Origin of the sequence: Pseudoxanthomonas sp. SORGH_AS_0997, assembly GCF_031453535.1 — a bacterium.
Classification (GTDB): Bacteria; Pseudomonadota; Gammaproteobacteria; order Xanthomonadales; family Xanthomonadaceae; genus Pseudoxanthomonas_A; species Pseudoxanthomonas_A winnipegensis.
This window is the reverse complement of sequence record NZ_JAVIZI010000001.1, coordinates 83343-102926: the sequence shown is the minus strand read 5'-3', so window position 1 is coordinate 102926 and position 19584 is coordinate 83343. Positions and strand designations below refer to the sequence as shown.

Annotated in this window: 15 protein-coding genes and 1 pseudogene; 10 read left to right on the top strand and 6 right to left on the bottom strand. The window is 69.9% G+C overall.

Features of this window, described 5'->3' with window-relative positions; translation table 11 throughout:
- Positions 1–264 precede the first annotated feature (264 nt).
- A complete protein-coding gene (locus QE438_RS00400) occupies positions 265–3138 on the bottom strand; it encodes a TonB-dependent receptor (RefSeq protein ID WP_306993282.1) in 2874 nt (957 codons plus the stop codon).
- A 142-nt stretch (positions 3139–3280) separates the two neighbouring features.
- Between QE438_RS00400 and agaR the strand changes: the two genes are divergently transcribed.
- On the top strand, positions 3281–4063 hold the full coding sequence (gene agaR / locus QE438_RS00395; RefSeq protein ID WP_306993284.1) for a transcriptional repressor AgaR: 783 nt from the start codon (positions 3281–3283) through the stop codon (positions 4061–4063).
- A 247-nt stretch (positions 4064–4310) separates the two neighbouring features.
- Here the strand turns inward: agaR and QE438_RS00390 are convergent, their stop codons facing one another.
- Positions 4311–5453: an amidohydrolase family protein gene (locus QE438_RS00390; protein WP_306993286.1), complete on the bottom strand. Its 1143-nt coding sequence runs from the start codon at positions 5451–5453 to the stop codon at positions 4311–4313.
- Positions 5454–5570: 117 nt separating this feature from the next.
- Here QE438_RS00390 and QE438_RS00385 point away from each other — a divergent pair, with 117 nt between their 5' ends.
- The 7 genes and pseudogenes from QE438_RS00385 to QE438_RS00355 all read left to right on the top strand — a co-directional run bounded on the left by QE438_RS00385 (position 5571) and on the right by QE438_RS00355 (position 13870).
- On the top strand, positions 5571–7661 hold the full coding sequence (locus tag QE438_RS00385) for a glycoside hydrolase family 36 protein (RefSeq protein ID WP_306993288.1): 2091 nt from the start codon (positions 5571–5573) through the stop codon (positions 7659–7661).
- Positions 7658–8578 (top strand): DMT family transporter, encoded by a 921-nt coding sequence (locus tag QE438_RS00380; protein WP_306993290.1) that lies wholly within the window; start codon positions 7658–7660, stop codon positions 8576–8578. The genes QE438_RS00385 and QE438_RS00380 overlap by 4 nt, the downstream gene beginning before the upstream one ends.
- Positions 8579–8594: 16 nt before the next feature.
- Entirely contained in the window at positions 8595–9884 is a 1290-nt protein-coding gene (locus tag QE438_RS00375; RefSeq protein ID WP_306993292.1) for a D-tagatose-bisphosphate aldolase, class II, non-catalytic subunit, read from the top strand.
- Positions 9844–10362 (top strand): annotated as a pseudogene (locus QE438_RS00370) (SIS domain-containing protein); the annotation flags it as partial. The gene QE438_RS00375 and the pseudogene QE438_RS00370, both read left to right, overlap by 41 nt.
- A gap of 139 nt (positions 10363–10501) precedes the next feature.
- The gene (locus QE438_RS00365) at positions 10502–11029 is read left to right on the top strand and encodes an SIS domain-containing protein (RefSeq protein ID WP_309736112.1); all 528 of its coding nucleotides are present in this window, start codon (positions 10502–10504) and stop codon (positions 11027–11029) included.
- Positions 11030–11034: 5 nt separating this feature from the next.
- The gene (locus QE438_RS00360) at positions 11035–11982 is read left to right on the top strand and encodes a BadF/BadG/BcrA/BcrD ATPase family protein (RefSeq protein WP_306993295.1); all 948 of its coding nucleotides are present in this window, start codon (positions 11035–11037) and stop codon (positions 11980–11982) included.
- A 43-nt stretch (positions 11983–12025) separates the two neighbouring features.
- Positions 12026–13870 carry an NPCBM/NEW2 domain-containing protein gene (locus QE438_RS00355; RefSeq protein ID WP_306993297.1) on the top strand — a complete coding sequence of 615 codons (1845 nt, stop codon included), beginning with the start codon at positions 12026–12028 and terminating at the stop codon, positions 13868–13870.
- Between the two features lie 72 nt (positions 13871–13942).
- Here QE438_RS00355 and QE438_RS00350 read toward each other — a convergent pair whose 3' ends face one another.
- On the bottom strand, positions 13943–14500 hold the full coding sequence (locus QE438_RS00350) for a DUF3228 family protein (RefSeq protein WP_130523344.1): 558 nt from the start codon (positions 14498–14500) through the stop codon (positions 13943–13945).
- Between the two features lie 6 nt (positions 14501–14506).
- On the bottom strand, positions 14507–15430 hold the full coding sequence (locus QE438_RS00345) for a M14 family metallocarboxypeptidase (RefSeq protein WP_306993299.1): 924 nt from the start codon (positions 15428–15430) through the stop codon (positions 14507–14509).
- 137 nt (positions 15431–15567) lie between these two features.
- Here QE438_RS00345 and metF point away from each other — a divergent pair, with 137 nt between their 5' ends.
- Both metF and QE438_RS00335 read left to right on the top strand, forming a co-directional pair.
- Positions 15568–16398 carry a methylenetetrahydrofolate reductase [NAD(P)H] gene (gene metF / locus QE438_RS00340; protein WP_130515763.1) on the top strand — a complete coding sequence of 277 codons (831 nt, stop codon included), beginning with the start codon at positions 15568–15570 and terminating at the stop codon, positions 16396–16398.
- A gap of 471 nt (positions 16399–16869) precedes the next feature.
- Entirely contained in the window at positions 16870–17472 is a 603-nt protein-coding gene (locus tag QE438_RS00335) for a DUF4124 domain-containing protein (RefSeq protein WP_306993302.1), read from the top strand.
- Between the two features lie 76 nt (positions 17473–17548).
- Here the strand turns inward: QE438_RS00335 and QE438_RS00330 are convergent, their stop codons facing one another.
- Both QE438_RS00330 and QE438_RS00325 read right to left on the bottom strand, forming a co-directional pair.
- Entirely contained in the window at positions 17549–18916 is a 1368-nt protein-coding gene (locus QE438_RS00330) for a HAMP domain-containing sensor histidine kinase (protein ID WP_130528804.1), read from the bottom strand.
- The gene (locus QE438_RS00325) at positions 18879–19556 is read right to left on the bottom strand and encodes a response regulator transcription factor (protein WP_130515758.1); all 678 of its coding nucleotides are present in this window, start codon (positions 19554–19556) and stop codon (positions 18879–18881) included. Before QE438_RS00325 ends, QE438_RS00330 begins: the two co-directional genes overlap by 38 nt.
- Between the last annotated feature and the right edge of the window lie 28 nt (positions 19557–19584).

Here is a 19584-nt window from a genome sequence, read left to right as displayed (position 1 = left end):
CCAGCCTCGACCGGGCCGGGCGCCGCGCCTCGGTTCGCCAGCCCCAACTGATGGACGCTTGGCTGGAACAGCGCGTCACGCCTCTGTGGGAGCAACTCCTTCTTCCGATGACGTCGCGCCCCCCTTGTAGAGCGGAGCTTGCTCCGCTGCTCTCCATTCGGTTCGTGGGGAAAGCCCCAGCGGAGCGAGCTCCGCTCTACAGGGAGGACACCAACAGAAAAGGCCTCTCGCGAGGCCTTTTCCGTGAGGCAAAGCGCGCGGCGATCAGAACCGCATCGTCAGGCCCAGGGTCAGGCTGCGGCCGTAGCGGTAGTAGCTGTTGAGCAGCAGCGGATTGCCGTTGATGCTGGTGGTCTGCTCCTCGTCGAGCAGGTTGTTGCCTTCCAGCGAGACGGTGAACATGTCGTTGATGTTGTAGGTGATGTGCGCGGTCATCCAGGTGATCGGATCGGCCTTCTCGTTGTAGCCGGCGCCCAGCACGTTGACCGCACTGACGAAGCCGTCGGTGTGGTCGGCGGTCACGCCCAGGTCCCACGGACCCTTCTCGTACATCAGGCTGACCGAGTAGACCGACGGCGCGATGCCCTCCAGCGGACGCTTCTCGCCATCGACCCAGCTCTCGGACCAGTTGCGCGTGTACTGCGCGCGGAAGCCCAGGCCGTTGTCCCAGAAGTGCTGCAGGCCCGCCTCGATGCCGTGCACCTTGGCGTAATCGCCGTTGATCGGGCGCATGACGTTGAACAGCGTCGGGCCCGGCGAGACCACATTGCCGCTGGCATCGGTGATGCCGCCCACGCCGATGTCCTGGCCGGTCTCCCAGCTGGTGGTGATCTGGTTGTCGATGCGCTTGTAGAACACCGCCAGGTTGGCGATGGAGTGCTCTGAGAAGTACCACTCCAGCGAGGCGTCGCCCTGCTTGGCGCTATAGGGCTTCAGGTCGACGTTGCCGCCGTAGACCTGGGTGAACTCGCCCCAGGACACGCTCTGCGTGGTGCTGGTCGGCGCCAGCTGCTCCACCGAGGGCCGCGCCATGGTCTTGGCCGCGCCCAGGCGCAGCTGCAGGTCGTCGCTGAAGTGCCAGACGAAGTTGGCCGCCGGCAGCACATAGGTATAGCTGCCCTTCTGGCTGATGCTGGTGGGATCGGCGTAGGTCGCGGTGTAGTTGAACGCCCCGTTCTCGGTGATGCTGGTGATCTTGGCGTCCCAGGCCTGGGAGGTGGTGTTGGTCGAAACCACGCGCACGCCCACGTTGCCATCCCAGCGATCGCCGGACAGGTCGGCCTGCACATAGAACGAGGCGGTCTTCTCGCTGACGCGGTAGCTCTCCAGCGGATTCCACGCCGGCGCGGCGTTGCTGTAGTCGTAGGCGCTGCCATCGGCGCGCGTGCCCTTGTACGCAGCCAGCGCGGCCTCGTAGGCCGGCACGTCGAAGGCGATAAAGCTGCGCGGGAAGCGCGACTTCACCCCGCTCATGAAGTTGGGCAGCGAGTACACCGAGAGCAGATCGCCGCCCAGCGCGCCGACGTTGATCGCGTTGTCGCCGGAATAGTAGTCGGCGCCGCCGGTGAGCGTGTTGGTGATCAGGTCGCGCGACTTGCGGCGATCGGTCAGGCTCACGCCGAACTTCAGATGGTCCACATGCCCGGCGCCGACGAACAGGTCGCCGCCGACCGTGCCGCCGGTGATGCGGTCCTCGATGTTGTCGCCGGCCAGTTCGTTGTAGTGGGTGATGAAGTCGTTGGGGCCGAACTCGCCCTTGGCCAGCCCGCTGGCCCAGTCGCGACCATCGGTCAGCGAGGTAGTGACATTGGGGATGCCGGAGGGATTGAGCGAGATGGTGGTGGTGTTGGGCTGGTTGAGGCGCAGCACCACATAGCTGTCCTGGCCGCCGGAATGACGACGCGAGGTGGAGCGGTAGACATCGCCGGTCACGGTGAAGTCGTCGGTGACCTTCCACTGCGCGTTGGCGCCGTAGAGCGCGGTATCGACCACGCGGTACTCGGTCTTGTTGAGCAGTTCGGGATTGAGGCGCAGCTCCGGATCGGGATTGTCCAGGGTCAGGCCGGTGACGATGCCGTTCTGCACGGTCACATTGGACCAGCGGCCGGGCGAGAACAGCGGGTAATAGGACTGCTGGTAACCGACCTGCGGCGAGTCGAGCTTGGTCTTCAGCCCGTCGACGGTCAGCCTGAAGCTGTCGCTGGGCCGCCATTCGAACTTGCCGGAGAAGGCGGTGCGCTTCTTGTTCTCCAGGATCGAGCCGACGCGGAACTGGCCCGGCGCGATCAGGCCGTACTCGTCCGGATCCAGCTCGCCGTTGTTGTTGAGATCGATGTTGCCGCCCCAGGCGTTGCCGCCCCAGGAGGGATCGTTCGGATCGGGGTTGCGGGTCCAGCCGCCGTCGTTGCCGGCGGTGTCGGTGCGGTCCTTGCGGCGCGCCGAGACCACGCCCAGGATTACGCCCATGGTGTCGTCGGCGAAGGTGTTGCTGTAGACGCCGGAGAACTTGTGCCCGTTGAGGTCGGACATCTGGTTGCGGTCGCCCTCGATGCGCACCACGCCGTGCTGGCCCGGCTGGTCGAACGGGCTGGCCGAGCGCAGATTCACCAGGCCGCCGATCGCGCCCTCGGTGTTGGCGGCCTCGGCGCCCTTGATCACGTCGGCGCCGCTGATCACGTCGGCCGGCAGCACGTCGTAGGCGAAGTCGCGGCCTTCGCCGTCGGTGGCCAGGATGCGGCCGTTGAACGTGGTCAGGGTGTACTCCGGCCCCAGGCCGCGCACGCTGACCTTCTGGCCCTCGCCGCCGGCGGTGCGGCTGATCGACACGCCGGTGATGTGGCTGAGCGAATCGGCGACGTTGTTGTCCGGGAACTTGCCCAGCTCCAGCGCGGTGATCGAGTCCTGCACCGTGGACGCGTCGCGCTTGAGATCGTTGGAGCGGGTCAGCGCGGCGCGCACGCCCTTGACCTGGACGGTCTGCAGATCGGTGGCGTCCTGCGCATCGGCCGGCGCGGCCTCCTGCTGGACCTGCGGTCCAGGCGCCGGGGTGGTCTCCTGGGACCAGGCGGTAGCCGGCACCAACAGGGCGAGGGCGATTCCATGACACAGACGGCGGCGCTGCAGAGGGACGGCGTTCACGGCGATCTCCTGGAGAGGAAGGCTGGTGGGGGCCTGGCTGATGAAGCAACGAAACCGAGCCTAAATGATGTTTCGTTTTGTATCAATAGCGAAATTTAACGAAATGCCCGTATACTCTGGAGCGTTTGCCCCAGGAGTCTCCATGCCGCCCGTCACCCGCGACACCAGCCAGCGCCGCCTGCAGATCAGCGAGCTCGTGCGCCAGTACGGCAGCGTCCAGGTCACCGCGCTGGCGAAGCGGTTCGGCGTGAGCATGCAGACCGTCCGCAAGGACCTGCGCTACCTGGAGGAACGCGGCGTCATGGCGCGCGCCTATGGCGGCGCGATCGACAGCAACGTGGTCGGCCACACCGCCACCGAACCGCCTTACGAAACGAAACGCACCGCCCACCTGGACGAAAAGCGCCGCATCGGCGCGCGCGCCGCCGCGCTGGTGCAGGCCGGCGACACCATCGCCATCGACTCGGGCACCACTGCGATCCAGCTGGCTGAGGCGCTGCCGGACATCGAGATCACCGTGGTCACCAACGACTTCGGCGTGCTGTCCTCGCTGGCGCCCAAGTCCAACATCAACATCGTGATGCTGGGCGGCGAGCTGCGCCGCAAGAACATGGCCTTCTACGGCGGCCTGACCGTCGAGGCGCTGGACGCCCTGCACGTGGACAAGCTGTTCCTGGGCGTGGATGGGCTCGACCTGGAACGCGGCATCACCACCCACTACGAGCCCGAGGCCATGCTCAACCGCAAGATGGTCGAGGCCGCGCGCATGGTGGTGGCGATCACCGACAGCTCCAAGTTCGGCAAGGTCTGCCTGCACCGGATCATCCCGGTGTCCGGGCTCAACGCGCTGATCACCGACACCGGCGCGCCGGACGACATCACCAGCGCCTGCCAGGCCCTCGGCGTCGAAGTCGTGCGCGCCTGACCACGGATCAGGGGGGAGCCACTGGCCCCTCAAACGCCCAGCTGTAGAGCGGAGCTCGCTCCGCTGCTCTGCGTTCGGTTCGTGGTAAAGCCCCCCCCCCCCCGCGGGCGGTTCGTGGGAAAGCCCCGGCGGACGGCTCATGGGAAAGCCCCAGCGGAGCGAGCTCCGCTCTACAGGGGGGCCATGGCGGAGATGAAGGTCTCCCGGTGAACCCGCCACCCCTAGCCAGCGCCACGCGGCCTTCGGACTACCTGGCGGCCACCTGCCGCTCCAAACCGAACTCACGCAGCGCATTGGCGTAGTAGATCCTGTCGATCACCGCGCGCGGCAGCGCCAGACCCGGCACGTCGGCCTTGAGCATGTCGATGCGCTGGGATTCGCCCGTCGCCAGGTACTTCCAGTCCGAAGTCCACATCGCGTGCGCCTCGGCGCGGAAGGCGGCCGGGTCGGCATCGGGCGCCTGGGTCAGGTCGGTGCCGTACAGCAGCCGGTCCTGGTAGCGGACGAAGAAGTCGCGCACCTTGGCCGGGTCGCGCAGCGACTGGTACTGCACCTGGCTCATGCGCGCCGCCAGATCGACCGTGGCGTTGGGATGGGTGTCGAGGAACTTGGCCAGCACGTCCACGTCGTATTCCAGGCTGGCCATGTGCGCGCCCACGAAGCGCAGCCGCGGGTGCGCGGCGACGAAGCGGTCGCGCGCCGCCACCAGCGTCTCGTGCGAGGGCATCTCCGGATGCAGATACATGTAGTAGTCCGGATGGTGCGCGAAGTACTCGCGGTCGTTGTCGGTGGTCATCTGGTCCAGCGGCAGCCAGCAGTTGTACGGCTCGGCCTGGTGCGCGATCAGCGGTACGCCGAGGGACTGGACGTGATCGGCCACCGGCGACAGGCCCGGGTCGTCGAGCGTGATCAGCTCGCCCCTGGCGTTGCGCTCGACCATGCCGATGTTCTTCCACACCTTCACCGCGCGCGCGCCTTCGGACACCGCCGCGTCCAGGCCCTGGTTGGTGCGCGCCAGCCAGCCCGGCGTGCCGAAGCCCTTCATCGTGAAGGACGCCGCCCAATGGAAGCGCTGCGGCTCTTCCCGGGCCAGCGCCAGGGCGACGCGATGCTGCGCCTCGAGCGTGGGGAAGTCCGGGTAGTCGACGTTGATCGACAGCAGTTCGAAGTTGTCCGACCGCGCCAACTGCAGGAACACCGGATCGGTCCCGTTGGCATGCACATGCGCATCGAACTTGCGCACCCTGGCGTAGTCGTCCATGGCGTAGGTCGACGGCGGCGCGGCGCCAGCCTCGGCGGGCGCGGACACCGCGGGCTGCATCGAGGGCGAGCAGGCCGCCAACCCCAGCACCGCCACACCGATGAAGAGCCCCTGCTGCTTCCAACGCATCGCACGCCCTCTTCCGGTAATCAAACGAAACTTATTGGAACCATATCGCAACAAAACGCTTGCATCAACGCGCCCTGCGCACGCAGAATGCCTGGCATCGCCACCGGATCAGCCCACATGCCCCCGATTGGACGCCGCACCGCCCTGAAGTTCATCGCTGGCAGCGTGGCCGGCGGCATGACCTGGAGCACCCTGCCCTGGGCGCGCGCCGCGGCTGCCGCACCGGCCACCGGTTCGCAGGCGGGCGATGCGGTGCTGGGCATCGCCTTCGACCAGCGCATGCATACGCGCCTGTCGGCCTGGGGCAAGCCGCTGACCGACTGGCAGCCCAGCGAGGTCCTGCTGCTGGACGGCGATCAGATCGGCGATTTCAGCCTGAGCGGCCAGCAGGCCCACGACCTGGACGATCCGCGTCATGGCCGTGGCCGGCAGGTGGTGTTCACCGGCCGCGCCACGCAGGGCGTGGAGAAGCAGGTCGCCGTGAGCTGGTTCGAGGCCCTGCCCGGCCTGGCCCTGCTGCAGGTGCGCTACCGCAACCTGGGCGATACGCCGCTGAGCGTGACCGGCTGGCGCAGCAGCGCCCACGCGCTGCGCAAGGCGCCGGGCGGCTTCTGGAGCTTCTCCGGGTCCACCCATACCGATCGCCGCGACTGGGTGCAGCCGCTGGGCGAGGACTTCGACCAGCGCAACAGCCTGGCGATGGATTCCTCCGACTACGGCGGCGGCACGCCGGTGGCCAACCTGTGGCGCCGCGATGTCGGCCTGGCGGTCGGCCATGTCGAACCGGTGCCGCGGCCGCTGGCCATGCCGGTCAAGCGCACCGCGGCCGGCGCCTCAATCGCCATCGAGGGCCAGCAGCCGGTCACCCTGGCGCCCGGCGCCGAGCTGGTCACCGAGCGCACCTTCCTGGCCGTGCATCGCGGCGACTTCTACGCACCGCTGCAGCAGTACCGGCAGTTCATGGCGGCCGAGGGCATCGAAGGCCCGCGTCCGCCGGACTCGGCCTTCGCGCCGATCTGGTGCGCCTGGGGCTACGAGCGCGACTTCACCGTCAAGCAGATCGTCGACACGCTGCCCAAGGCGCAGGCGCTGGGTTTCGAATGGGCGGTGCTGGACGACGGCTGGCAGACCAACGAGGGCGACTGGAAGATCGACCTGAAGAAGTTCCCGCGCGGCGATGCGGACATGCGCGCCTTCACCGCGCAGGTGCGCCAGCACGGCATGCGCCCGCGCCTGTGGCTGGCGCCGCTGGCCGCCGATCCGGGCAGCGATGTGCTGCACGACCACGTCGACATGCTGCTGCTGGACAAGACCGGCGCCTTCCAGACCGTGACCTGGTGGAACGCGCTGACCCAGTGCCCGGCCTACCAACCGGTGATCGACTTCTACGTGGCGCTGGTGAAGAAGATCATCGGCGACTGGGGTTTCGAGGGCATCAAGCTGGACGGCCAGCACCTCAATGCGGTGGCGCCCTGCTACAACCCGGCGCACCGCCACGCCCGGCCGGAGGACTCGGTCGAAGGCCTGGCCAGGTTCTGGCAGGCGATCTACCACGCCGCGCACGAGGCCAATCCCGAGGCGGTGGTCGAACTGTGTCCGTGCGGGACCGCGTTCGCCTTCCACAACCTGCCGGCCACCGACCAGTACCCGGCCTCCGATCCGCTGTCCTCCTGGCAGGTGCGCAGCAAGGGCAAGTCGATCAAGGCGCTGATGGGCCATCGCAGCAGCTATGCCGGCGACCATGTGGAGCTGTCGGACCAGCGCGACGACTTCGCCTCCACCGTCGGCATCGGCGCGGTGATCTCCACCAAGTTCACCTGGCCCAGGGACACCGAGCATCCGGCCGAGCCGCTGCCGCCGGGCGGCTTCGTGCTGACGCCCGAGCGCGAGGCGCTGTGGCGCAAGTGGGTCGACCTGTACAAGGCGCACATGCTGCCCAAGGGCGAGTACCTGGGCACGCTCTACGACATCGGCTTCGACCGGCCCGAGACCCACGTCATCGCCAAGGACGGGGCGCAGTACTACACCTTCTACGCGCCGCGCTTCGACGGGCAGGTGGAACTGCGCGGGCTGGCCGCGGGCCGCTGGAAGGTGCGCGACCTGTTCAACGCACGCGAGCTGGGCGTGGTCCAGGGGCCGACGGCGAGGCTGCCTGCGTCGTTCGAGCGCTTCCTGTTCCTGCAGGCCACGCCGGAGACCGCCGCATGAGCGCCACGCTTACCGCGAGCGCGCCGCGTCGGCGCCCCTGGCTGGCCTATGCGCTGGTCACCGTCGTGCTGTGGGGCGTATGGGGCGCGCTGTCGCCGCTGTCGGCCGCGCACGGGTTCCCCGATACGCTGGTCTATGTGGTGTGGGCGCTGACCATGCTGCCGCCGGCGCTCTACATCCTGTGGCGCGGCGGCTGGCAGCTGGAGCGCTCGCCCAGGGCCGTGGTCTACGGCCTGACCATCGGCCTGCTCGGCGCGGGCGGGCAGATGCTGCTGTTCCATACGCTGACCATCGGGCCGGCGTACTTCGTGTTCCCGATCATCTCGCTCTCGCCGGTGGTGACCATCGCGCTGTCCTTCGTGCTGCTGCGCGAGCGCACCGGCTGGCAGGGCACGCTGGGCATCGTGCTGGCGCTGGTCGCGCTGCCGATGCTGGACCTGTCCTTCGGCCGCGGTGCGGGCGGGGGGCTGGGCTGGTTCGTGCAGTCGCTGCTGATCATGCTGGCCTGGGGCGTGCAGGCGTTCTTCATGAAGCTGGCCAACGACAGCGTGCGCGCCGACAGCATCTTCGCCTACATGACCCTCGGCGCGCTGCTGCTGGCCCCGGTCGCACTGTGGATGACCGACTTCGACCAGCCGATCAACACCGGCCTGACCGGCCCGTGGCTGGCCGCCGGCATCCAGGTGCTCAACGCCATCGGCGCGCTGACCCTGGTGTTCGCCTTCCGCTACGGCAAGGCGATGGTGGTCGCGCCCTTGAGCAATGCCGGCGCGCCCCTGGTCACCGCCGCGCTGGCGCTGCTGTTCGCCGGCGTGGTGCCCGGCCCGCTCAAGGCCGCCGGCCTGGTGCTGGCCCTGATCGCCTCGCTGCTGCTGGTGCTCGAACCCGAGCGCCCGGCCGACGCTCCTCTTTCCTGATCCGGATCATTCCCCCGTGCAAGTTCTGCTCGACCTCATCGCACGCCACACCTCGGGCCACGCCGTCGGCGTGACCTCGATCTGCTCGGCGCATCCGCTCGTCATCGAAGCCGCGCTGCATCACGCCCAGCGCACCGGACAGGACCTGGTGCTGTTCGAGGCGACCTGCAACCAGGTCAACCAGGACGGCGGCTATACCGGCATGACGCCGGCCGACTTCGTCGCCTTCGTGCACGGCATCGCCCGGCGCCTGGGTTTCGATGCCTCGCGCATCGCGCTGGGCGGCGATCACCTGGGGCCGAACCCCTGGACGACGCTGGAAGCGTCGGCCGCGATGGACAAGGCCGAGGTGATGGTCGCCGCCTACGTCGCGGCGGGTTTCCGCAAGATCCACCTGGACTGCTCGATGGCCTGCGCGGGCGATGCCGAGCCGCTGCCGGAGGCGCAGATCGTGCAGCGCGCCGTGCGGCTGGCGCGCGCGGCCGAGGCCGCCTGGCAGCAGGCCGGCGGCGAGGCGCCGGTCTACGTGATCGGTACCGAGGTCCCGGTCCCCGGCGGCGCCACCGAGGCCATCGAGGGCCTGGCCGTGACCACGCCGGAAGCGGCGCTGGCCACCATCGAGGCCCACCGCGTCGCCTTCGTCGAGGCCGGCCTGGAGGCCGCCTGGCAGCGCGTGGTCGCCTCGGTCGTGCAGCCGGGCGTGGAGTTCGACCACCACAGCGTCATCGACTACGCGCCCGACAAGGCCGTGGCGCTGAGCCGGTCGATCACCACCGTGCCCAACATGGTGTTCGAGGCGCACTCCACCGACTACCAGACCCGCGATGCGCTGGCCGCGCTGGTGCGCGATCACTTCGCCATCCTCAAGGTGGGCCCGGGCCTGACCTTCGCCCTGCGCGAGGCGCTGTGGGCGCTGGATGCGATCGAGCGCGAGTGGATCGAGCCGACCCGGCAGGCGCGCCTGCGCGAGGTGGTGCTGCAGCGCCTGCACGCCGAATCCGGCCACTGGCGCCGCTACTACCATGGCCAGGGCCACGCGCTGGAGATCGACCTGCAGTACAGCCTGTCCGACCGCATCCGCTACTACTGGCCGGATGCGCGCATCGAACAGGCGCGCCTGCAGCTGTTCGACAACCTGCGGCGCGACCCGCCGCCGATCTCGCTGGTCAGCCAGTTCCTTCCCCACGCATTGCACGCCCTCCGCACCGGAACCGCGACGCTCGACCCGCAGTCCCTGGCCATGGCCCACGTCAGTGCCGTTCTCGATGAGTATCACCATGCATGCCATGACCAAGACCGTTCCTGAGCTCCTCGGCGTGCCCGAGGCCGAGCTGGAGGACAGCCACGCCATCTGGACCGCGCGCGAGATCGCCCAGCAGCCACGGCTGCTGCGCCGCACCCATGCGCTGATCGCCGACCTGCATGCGCAGCTGCAGGCCTTCGCCGCGCCGATCGCCAACGACCCGGCCGCGCGCGTGATCCTCACCGGTGCGGGCACCTCGGCCTATATCGGCCAGTGCCTGGCGCCGCTGCTGGACCGTGCGCTGGCCGCGCGCGTGGACGCGGTGCCGACCACCGATCTGGTGTGCGCGCCGCAGCTGTATCTGGACCCGGCGCAACCGCTGCTGCTGATCTCCTTCGGCCGCTCGGGCAACAGCCCGGAGAGCATCGCCGCGGTCGAGCTGACCGAATCGCTGGTGCGCGACGTGCGCCATCTGGTGGTGACCTGCAACGCGCAGGGCAAGCTGGCCACCGCGCCGGTCAGGCAGGCGATGACCGTGACGCTGCCGGAAGAGACGCACGACACCAGCTTCGCCATGACCTCCTCCTTCAGTTGCATGATGTACGCCCGCCCTGGCCGCGCTGCTGCCGGCCGGCGCACTGGATGCGCGCATCGCGCCGATCGCGCAGGCGACCGAGGCGGTGATCCAGGACGCGCTGCCGCTGCTGCAGGCCCTGGCCAATGCCCGCCACGACCGCGTCGTGTACCTGGGCAGCGGGCTGTTCCAGGGCCTGGCGCGCGAGGCCACCCTCAAGCTGGGCGAGCTGACCAATGGCGCGGTGGCGACCTGCTACGACTCGCCGCTGGGCTTCCGCCATGGGCCCAAGACCTTCGTCACCGCCAAGACCCTGGTGGTGGTGTTCGTGTCGAACGATCCCTACACCCGCCGCTACGACCACGACCTGATCGACGAGCTGCGCCGCGATGGCGTGGCCGCGCGCGTGATCGAGATCTCCGCCCGGCCGCGCAGCGACGATGCCGACACGCTGGCCGTGCCCGGCCTGGCCCAGGCCGCCGACGTGGACCTGCTGTGGCCCTACGTGGCCGCCGCGCAGATCTACGCCTTCCTGCACGCGCGCGTGCGCGGCGTCACACCGGACAATCCCAACCCGGCCGGCATCGTCAACCGCGTCGTGCAGGGCGTGCGGCTGTACGCGCTGGAATCCTGAGCCCGATGCCTGGACACGCGCTGTATCTGGGCGTCGATGGCGGCGGCACCAAGACGCGCTTCGCGCTGATCGATGCCGCCGGCACGCTGCTGGCGCAGACCCAGCTGGGCACCGCCTACCACCCGCAGGTCGGGCTGGACGGCGTGCGCCGCATCCTGGAGGAAGGCATCGCCACCGTGCTGGCGCCGCTGCAGCGCGGCCGCGAGGACATCGCGCAGGCGTTTTTCGGCCTGCCGGCCTATGGCGAGGACCGCCGCGCCACCGCCGCGCTGGACCTCATCCCCGGCCAGGTGCTGGGGCACCAGCGCTACGCCTGCGACAACGACATGGTGTGCGGCTGGGCCGGCTCGCTGGCCTGCGCCGATGGCATCAACATCATCGCGGGCACCGGCTCGATGGGCTATGGACGGCGCGGCGCGGCCGCGGCGCGCGCAGGAGGCTGGGGCGAGGCGTTCGGCGACGAAGGGTCGGCCCACTGGATCGCCACGCAGGGGCTCAACGCCTTCTCGCGCATGAGCGATGGCCGCCTGCCGCGCGGGCCCCTGCACGCGATCCTGCGCGCGCACTTCGACCTGGACGACGACCTGGACCTGTGCGCGCATGTCTATGGCGAGGGCGTCGGCACGCGCGGCGACATCGCCCGCCTGTCCGTGCAGGTGGCGCAGGCCGCCGACGCGGGCGATGCGGTGGCGATCGGCATCTACCAGCAGGCCGGCGAGGAACTGGCGGGGATCGCGCAGGCGCTGCGCGCGCTGCTCGGCTTCGAACCGGGCGAGCCGGTGCCGCTGTCCTACTCCGGCGGCGCCTTCAGTGCCGGCGCGCTGCTGATGCAGCCGTTCCAGACGGCGCTGGCCCGATCGAGCGCGGACTTCGTCCTGCGCACGCCGATCCATCCCCCGCACTACGGCGCGGCGCTCTACGCGCTGCAGCTGGCCGGCACCGGCCCGCGCTAACCGCCCCGCCGCAGTCCGCCGGCCCCGCAGAAGGAATGAAGCGATGAATCGACGGCTGCTGGCCTCCCTGCTCGCGCTGTGCGCCTTGCCCGCCGCGGCCGGCCAGCCCAGCGATGCGCTGCAGCCGAGCGGGCGCTTCAGCGTCTACGGGCACGGCGCGGCGGCCACGCCGCCGATGGGCTTCAACCCCTGGAACGCGTTCCGCACCGAGGTCGATCAGGCGCGGATCCTGTCGGTGGTCGACGCCCTGCAGCAGCGCGGCCTGCAGCAGGCCGGCTATCGCTACGTCAACCTCGACGATGGCTGGTGGCTGCGGCGCGACGCGCAAGGGCGCATCGAAATCCGCACGAGCATGTTCCCCATCGCCAGGCAGGCCGACGGCGGCACCGGCTTCCGCGCCTGGACCGACCTGCTGCACGCACGCGGCTTCAAGGCCGGGCTGTATACCGATGCCGGCCGCAACGCGTGCTCGCAGGCCTTCGACCGGCGCAGCCCCAACCTGCCGGTCGGCAGCGTGGCGCAGCGCGAGATCGGGCTGCAGGGCCTCGAGGCCTCGGACCTGAAGACGATGTTCCAGGACTGGGGCTTCGATTACCTCAAGGTCGATGCCTGCGGGCTGGCGGACTTCGGCGCCGACAGCGAGCCGGTGCGGCAGAGCGGCCATCGCCCGCTGCGGGCGCTGATCGTGCGCGGCGACGCGCAGCGCACCGATGCCGACGCGGTGGAGACGCGCTACGCCCGCATCGGGCGGCTGCTGGCCGACCTCAATGCGGACGACGATTTCGTGCTGTCGATCTGCCCCTGGGGCGAGGCCGGCGTGCGCGACTGGGGCGGCGCGCACGGCAACCTGTGGCGCACCAGTCCGGATATCGAGCCCACCTGGGCCAGCATGCTGCACAACTTCGACTCGGCCTCGCGGCGCGAGCTCTACGCCGGCCCCGGCCGCTGGAACGACCCGGACATGCTGGCGATCGGGCTGGGCGAGTTCGACGCACAGCATCTGGCGCAGGCGCGCACGCATTTCTCGCTGTGGGCGATGCTGTCGGCGCCGCTGCTGCTGGGCTTCGATCTGCGCAGCGCGCCGCAGCCGCTGATCGATCTGCTGTCCAATCCCGAGGTGATCGCGATCGACCAGGACCCGGCCGGCAACCAGGCCGTGCTGGTCTCCGATACCGATGGGCTGCAGCTGCTGGTCAAGCCGCTGGCGGCACGCGGCGAACGCGCGGTGCTGCTGTTCAACCGCGGCGATGCGCCGGCCACGGCGCAGGTCACGCCGGCGCAGATGAAGCTGGCCGAGGCCGGCTTCAGCGCGCGCGATCTGTGGCAGCGCAAGGATCTGACGCAGACGCGCGGCAGCCTGCGGTTCGCGCTCGCCCCACGCGAGGTCGTGCTGCTCAAGGTCAGCGGCACGCCGGTGCAGGCCGGCGGCGCCCTGCTCAGCGAGCTGACCGCGCGCGTCCATGTGGCCGCCGATGGCCTGCCGCTCTACAGCACGCGGTTCGACCAGCCGGCCGGCACGCCCCGCGCCGACCTCACCCCCGACGGCGCGACGCTGCGCGTGGCCGGCAGGGCCTCTCCATATGGCATCGGCGCCCACGCCAACTCGCGCCTGGAAGTCGCCACGCGCGGAGATTTCGTGCGCTTCCGCGCGCGGGTCGGACCGCAGGACGACACGGCGCCGGTGCGAGACCGTGTCGTGTTCCGCGTCTACGGCGACGGCCGGCTGCTGCACGCCACCGCGCCGCTGGGCGCGCATCAGGCGGCCACGCTCGACCTGCCGATCGACGGCGTGCGCACCCTGGAGCTGGTGGCCGAGGCGCAGGACACCTCCGCAGGCGCCCTGCCGCCGGTGATCGCCTGGGCTGACGCGCGGCTGCTCGAACGCTAGCGCGCGTCGCTGATCATCCCGAGGCGCTTCCCGCTTGGTCTGCCGCCTGAGAACGCGTGGTCTTGAGGCGCCTCAAGGCCGCCAGTTCGCGTTGCGCTCCCAGAACGCCACCGCGCGCCGATAGGCCTCGCGGTCCAGCGGCACGCCGGAGCCGCCCTCCTCCACGCCCAGCGCGTTGCGCAGCATGGTGATCGGGGCCATCGGGATTTCCTCCGGCTCGGCGGTGTACAGGCAGCCGACCACGCCCCAGTCAGCGTCGATGGCCTCACCCTCCCTGGCCAGCTGCGCGCGGCTGTAGAGGATCGGCAGCAGGTACTCGGCGCGCGGGGCCTGCACACCTTCGAACCAGCGCACCAGCACCGGCAGCTCGGCCGAGGTGCGCGCCTCGTAGCCCGAGCGCAGCAGATGCCGGTTGTCGGCGGTGATCGGCACGGTCAGGCAGCGGGTCGAGGTCCAGTTGCGGTGCACGTGCAGCTTGCAGAACGGCGCGTAGCCGTCGAGCACGCGCAGCGGCGTGTGGGCGTTGAGATAGGCCTCGAACCCTTCCGCGGTGCAGTCCTGGATGGTGTTGCCGCGCGGCGTGCGCGGGAACAGCCGCGCACGCGCGAACGGGGTCAGCACGATCGACATCGCGACTCAGCCCCGCTGCGCCAGCGCGTAGTCGATCGCCGCGCGGATCGCCGCCACCTGCGCGTCGTTGCACTGCTGCGGCGTGGCGCGCGGGCTGTCGGGATAGACCTCGGTGGTGGTGCGATAGGGCGCATCGGTGATGCCCGCGCACAGGCCCAGGGCCTTGCAGTCGTACTCGATCACGCCCGGGGCGACCGCCGGCGAGCCGATCAGCGTGCCGTCCGGATCGGCCGGGGCGATGTGGGTCACCTTGGCCACCGCGGCGTTGACCGCCTGCTGGAAGGCCGGCGCCGGCGCGGCGCTGTCGGCGCACAGATAGAAGCCGTCGGGGATCGTGCCCGGCACATAGGGCTTGCCGTCGCGCGCGGCCAGCGCCGGGCGGAACTCGGTCTCGTCGCTGTCGGTGGTCTCGTGCAGGTCGATGTGCATCACGATGCCGGCGCGCAGCGGCGCGATCAGCGCCAGCAGGGCGGCCGATTCGGCGGCCGGGCTGTGCGCGCGGAAGTTGCGGTTGGGGTCCAGCGCGTCGGGATTCCAGCGGTGGATGCGCTCGTAGCCCCACGGGCTCACGCACGGCACCACCAGCAGGTTGGCGCGGCCGGCGTAGGCGGCTGCGTGGTGTTTGAGGAACTGCAGCGCGCCCTGCACGCCGCTGGTCTCGTAGCCGTGCACGCCGCCGGTGACCAGCATCGTCGGCAGCGCCGGGTCCCAGGGGCGGCTGCGCACGGCGAACAGGTCGTACTGGTCCGCGTCGTAATCCAGATGGCCGTATGGCGCGACGTCGAAGCGCGCACGCAGCGGTTCGATCCGGGCCAGCACCTCGTCGGCATAGCTGCGCTTGCGGGTCTGGGCGGCGCGCCACTGCGCCTTCTCGGCCGCCCCCCAGGGGCGGCCCGGCGTGCCGATGGAAAGGGATGTGGACACGGTCATGCAGCGACACCCTGACAGCGGAAGGAGGCGCGGGACTTTAGCACCCGTCTGCCGCCCGGCTGGCTGCATCGGATTCTCTCCATGCATCCATCGCGATGAAGCGATAAGATGCCGCACCCGCCGCCCAACGCCCCGCCATGACGCCGATCAGCTTCGAGTTCTACCCGCCCAAGACCGACGAGCAGCGGGCCCAGCTGAATCGTACCGCCGAGCGGCTGGCGCGCTACGCGCCGGAGTACGTCTCGTGCACCTTCGGCGCCGGCGGCTCGACCCTGAGCTACACCGCCGAGACGGTGCGCCACCTCAAGCAGCACCACGGCTTCGACGCCGCACCGCATCTGTCCTGCGTGGGCGGCAGCCGCGAGGAGATCCGCGAGCTGCTCAAGCTCTACCGCGCGATCGGCTGCAAGCGCATCGTCGCGCTGCGCGGCGACCTGCCCTCGGGCATGGGCCATGCGGGCGATCTGCGCTATGCCTCCGAGCTGATCGCCTTCATCCGCGCCGAGCACGGCGATGCGTTCCAGCTGGAGGTCGGCGCCTATCCGGAAACCCATCCGCAGGCCAGCGACGCGCTGTCGGACCTGAAGCACTTCAAGGCCAAGGTCGACGCCGGCGCCGACGCGGCCATCACCCAGTACTTCTACAACGCCGATGCCTATTTCGGCTTCGTCGAGGCGGTACGCAGGCTGGGCGTGGAGATCCCGATCATTCCCGGGATCATGCCGATCGCCAACTTCGCCCAGCTGCGGCGCTTCTCCGAACAGTGCGGCGCGGAGATCCCGCGCTGGATCGCCAAGCGCATGGCGGCCTACGGCGACGACGCGGCGGCGGTGAAGGACTTCGGCGCCGACGTGGTCGCCCAGCTGTGCCAGCGCCTGATCGACGGCGGCGCGCCGTCACTGCACTTCTACACGCTCAATCTGGCCAAGCCCACGCAGACGGTGCTGCAGCGGCTGGGGATTCGCTAGGGACGCGCAGTTGGGCATTCCCTGGGAGCGCAGTGCTCCTGCGGAAGCGCGGGCTGGGGTGTTTGGCCTTTGCGCGGGAAGTCGCTGGGTTCCCGCGTTCGCGGGAACGACGAGGGAGGTTTCGCCGCTGCGTGCGGTGCGCGCCGTAAACCTGGCCGCTCGCCCGAACCCACGCGCTCGCCGGAAAGCGCCACCGGGTGCGCGCGCCAACCCCAAAGCTCGTCATCCCCGCGAACGCGGGGATCCAGGGACGTTCGGACAGGCCGCGCAACGTCCATGGGTTCCCGCGTTCGCGGGAACGAAGGTAGGGGTTTTTGCAGCGGTTTCCGGTCTTCTGTTCTTCGCTGCCTTGGCAGTCCTCTGGCCCGCGGCGGTGGTGGCTTCACGGGTGAGGCCCATCGCCGGCATGCCGGCTCCCACCCTCGTCATGGACTTCAGCTTGGCTGGGGTAGGCTGCGCCCCTTCATGCGCATGCCTGCCCCGCTCCTGCTGCTGACCCTGGCCCTCGCGCTGACCGCGCTGGCGTGGTCGGCTTCGGCGCGGGCCCAGGCGATCCATCGCTGCACCGACGCCAGCGGCGTGAGCGTGTTCACCGATCGCCGCTGCGAGGACCTGGGCGCGGCCAGCCGCGTGCCGCGCCCGCTGCCGACCATCGCCGGCGAGGCCGGCGACGCGCCGGCGCGCACCCACCTGGGCTGCCCGCGCAAGCTGTCCGACTTGGTCCAGCGCATCGGCGCGGCCATCGCCGCCAAGGACGCCAACGACCTGGCCGCGCTGTACCAGTGGAACGGCATCTCCGACGCGTCGGCCAATCGCCTGCTCGACCGCATGGAGGGCATCGTGCGCCGGCCCCTGATGGACATCACCCCGGTGCTGCCGGCGCCCGACCCGGTGGTCGAGGCCGACGGCACCATCACCGACGCCAACACCGACGGCTTCTATCCGCAGGCCACCCCGCCGCAGCGCAGGCGCCCGGTCGGCCTGCGCCTGCAGCAGACGCTGTCCAACGGCACGCCCACCTCCACGGTACTGGGCATCCGCCGCAGCTACGACTGCTTCTGGATCTCGCTCTGACCCACCATGCCCGCGGGTGCGGGCCTCCATGGTCGGAGGTGCCGCGAGCGGCTCAGGAACGTCTTGGTCACGGCCGTCAGGCCGGATGGAACCGCAGCGTGGCCACCACACCGCGCTCGGCGCCAGGCCGCACGCTGACCTGCCAGCCGTAGAGATCGCACAGGCGGCTGACGATGGACAGGCCGATGCCGCCGCCCTGGGAGTGCCCGGCGTGCGTGCCGCGATAGCCGCGGTCGAACAGCCGCGCCGCGTCCTCCTCGCTCAGACCCGGGCCGGAGTCGATGACCTCGACCGCATCGTTGAGCACGCGCACCCGCACCGTGCCCTCCTGGGTGTACTTGACCGCATTGCCGACCAGATTGCCCAGCGCCACCGACAGCGCCGCCTCGGGCGCGTCGATGACCAGGTCCTGGTTGCCTTCCAGCATCAGCTCCAGCGGCTTGCCGCCGATCTGCGCGCGGTGGGAGTCCAGCAGCTGATCGGCGACCTTGGCCACATTGCTGGTGCCCTGCCCGCGCTCGTTGCGCGAGAGCAGCAGCAGCGAACCGATCAGGTCCGAACAGGCCTGCTCGGCGCGCTGGATGCGCAGCAGGCGCGCCTGGATCTTGGGCTCCAGGTCGGGCTTGCCCAGCAGCAGCTCGGTCGCGCCGCGGATCACCGCCAGCGGCGTGCGCAGCTCGTGGCTGACGTCGGCGTTGAACTCGCGATCGCGCTGCACGACCTCGGTCAGGCGGTTGGAGTAGTCGTCCAGCGCGCGCGCCAGTTCGCCTACCTCGTCTTCGGGGAACAGCGGCCCCAGCTGGGTGGGGTTGCTGCTGCCGCGGTAGGCGCGCAGGCGATTGGCCAGCTCGGACACCGGGCTCATCACCCGCGAGGCCGCCCACCAGCCGATCAGCAGCGAGACCAGCGTGAACAGCAGCACCGTGGCATACAGGGTGCGCTTGAACTGCACCTCGCCCAGCGCGACCTGGCCCATGTCGTAGGCGATGAAGAACCAGGCATTGGGCGTCTTGCGCACGCCGACCTTGTAGGCGAACGGCTTGCCATCCGGATCGGTGCCCGACATGGGGTGGATGCCGTCGTCGAGTTTTTCCCACTCGGGGAAATCGCGCCGCAGGCTGTCCAGCTTGTCCGGGCGATAGACGAAGCCCTTCATCTGCTGGACCGGGATGTCCAGGTTGCGCCCGCCGCTGGCCACATAGCTGCGCCAGGACGCTTCCATGTTGCGGTTCATCACGTCCTCGACCAGCTGGTTCTCCACGCGCTGGCGGGCCAGGATCGAGGCATAGGCGAACAGCACCGTCAGGCACAGACCCAGCAGGGCGAAGGACCAGACGATGCGGGTGCGCAGCCGCCGGCGGAACTTACGCGCCCGCGTCGCGGCCGGCCGCGCGGACGCGGGGCCCTCAGGCTTCGGGAGCGGCGATGCGGTAACCGATGCCATGGCGGGTCTGGATGAGCGGGACTTCGAACGGCTTGTCGACCACCGCACGCAGACCATGGATGTGCACGCGCAGCGAGTCCGAGTCCGGCAGCTCCTCGCCCCACACGCGCGTCTCCAGCTCCTGGCGGGTGACCACCGCCGGCGAGGCCTCCATCAGCGCCTGCAGGATCTTCAGCGCGGTCGGGTTGAGCTGCAGCAGCTTGCCCTGGCGGCGCACTTCCAGCGTGTCCAGGTTGTATTCCAGGTCGCCCACGTCCAGCACGCGGGTCTGCACGCCCTTGCCGCGGCGCGAGAGCGCGTTGAGGCGCACCTCCACTTCCTGCAGGGCGAAGGGCTTGATCAGGTAGTCGTCGGCGCCGGAGTCGAATCCGGCCAGCTTGTTGTCCAGGCTGTCGCGGGCGGTGAGCATCAGCACCGGGGTCTGCTTGCGCGCCTCGTTGCGCAGCTTGCGGCAGACCTCCAGGCCATCCATGCCCGGCAGGTTGAGGTCGAGCACGATGGCGTCGAAGTCGTGGACCACGGCCAGGTGCAGGCCGGTGACGCCGTCGGCGGCGAAATCCACGGTGTGGCCGCGATCTTCGAGGTAATCCCCCAGATTGGCGGCGATATCGCTGTTGTCTTCGATGACGAGGATGCGCATGTCAGCAGGTCTCCTGCGGCCGGGCGGC

Excerpts from the sequence above, each read along its gene's own strand:
- agaR (WP_306993284.1), top strand. The coding sequence starts at position 3,281 with ATGCCGCCCGTCACCCGCGACACCAGCCAGCGCCGCCTGCAGATCAGC.
- QE438_RS00390 (WP_306993286.1), bottom strand. The coding sequence starts at position 5,453 with ATGCGTTGGAAGCAGCAGGGGCTCTTCATCGGTGTGGCGGTGCTGGGG.
- QE438_RS00385 (WP_306993288.1), top strand. The coding sequence starts at position 5,571 with ATGCCCCCGATTGGACGCCGCACCGCCCTGAAGTTCATCGCTGGCAGC.
- QE438_RS00380 (WP_306993290.1), top strand. The coding sequence starts at position 7,658 with ATGAGCGCCACGCTTACCGCGAGCGCGCCGCGTCGGCGCCCCTGGCTG.
- QE438_RS00360 (WP_306993295.1), top strand. The coding sequence starts at position 11,035 with ATGCCTGGACACGCGCTGTATCTGGGCGTCGATGGCGGCGGCACCAAG.
- QE438_RS00355 (WP_306993297.1), top strand. The coding sequence starts at position 12,026 with ATGAATCGACGGCTGCTGGCCTCCCTGCTCGCGCTGTGCGCCTTGCCC.
- QE438_RS00350 (WP_130523344.1), bottom strand. The coding sequence starts at position 14,500 with ATGTCGATCGTGCTGACCCCGTTCGCGCGTGCGCGGCTGTTCCCGCGC.
- QE438_RS00345 (WP_306993299.1), bottom strand. The coding sequence starts at position 15,430 with ATGACCGTGTCCACATCCCTTTCCATCGGCACGCCGGGCCGCCCCTGG.
- metF (WP_130515763.1), top strand. The coding sequence starts at position 15,568 with ATGACGCCGATCAGCTTCGAGTTCTACCCGCCCAAGACCGACGAGCAG.
- QE438_RS00335 (WP_306993302.1), top strand. The coding sequence starts at position 16,870 with ATGCCTGCCCCGCTCCTGCTGCTGACCCTGGCCCTCGCGCTGACCGCG.
- QE438_RS00330 (WP_130528804.1), bottom strand. The coding sequence starts at position 18,916 with ATGGCATCGGTTACCGCATCGCCGCTCCCGAAGCCTGAGGGCCCCGCG.
- QE438_RS00325 (WP_130515758.1), bottom strand. The coding sequence starts at position 19,556 with ATGCGCATCCTCGTCATCGAAGACAACAGCGATATCGCCGCCAATCTG.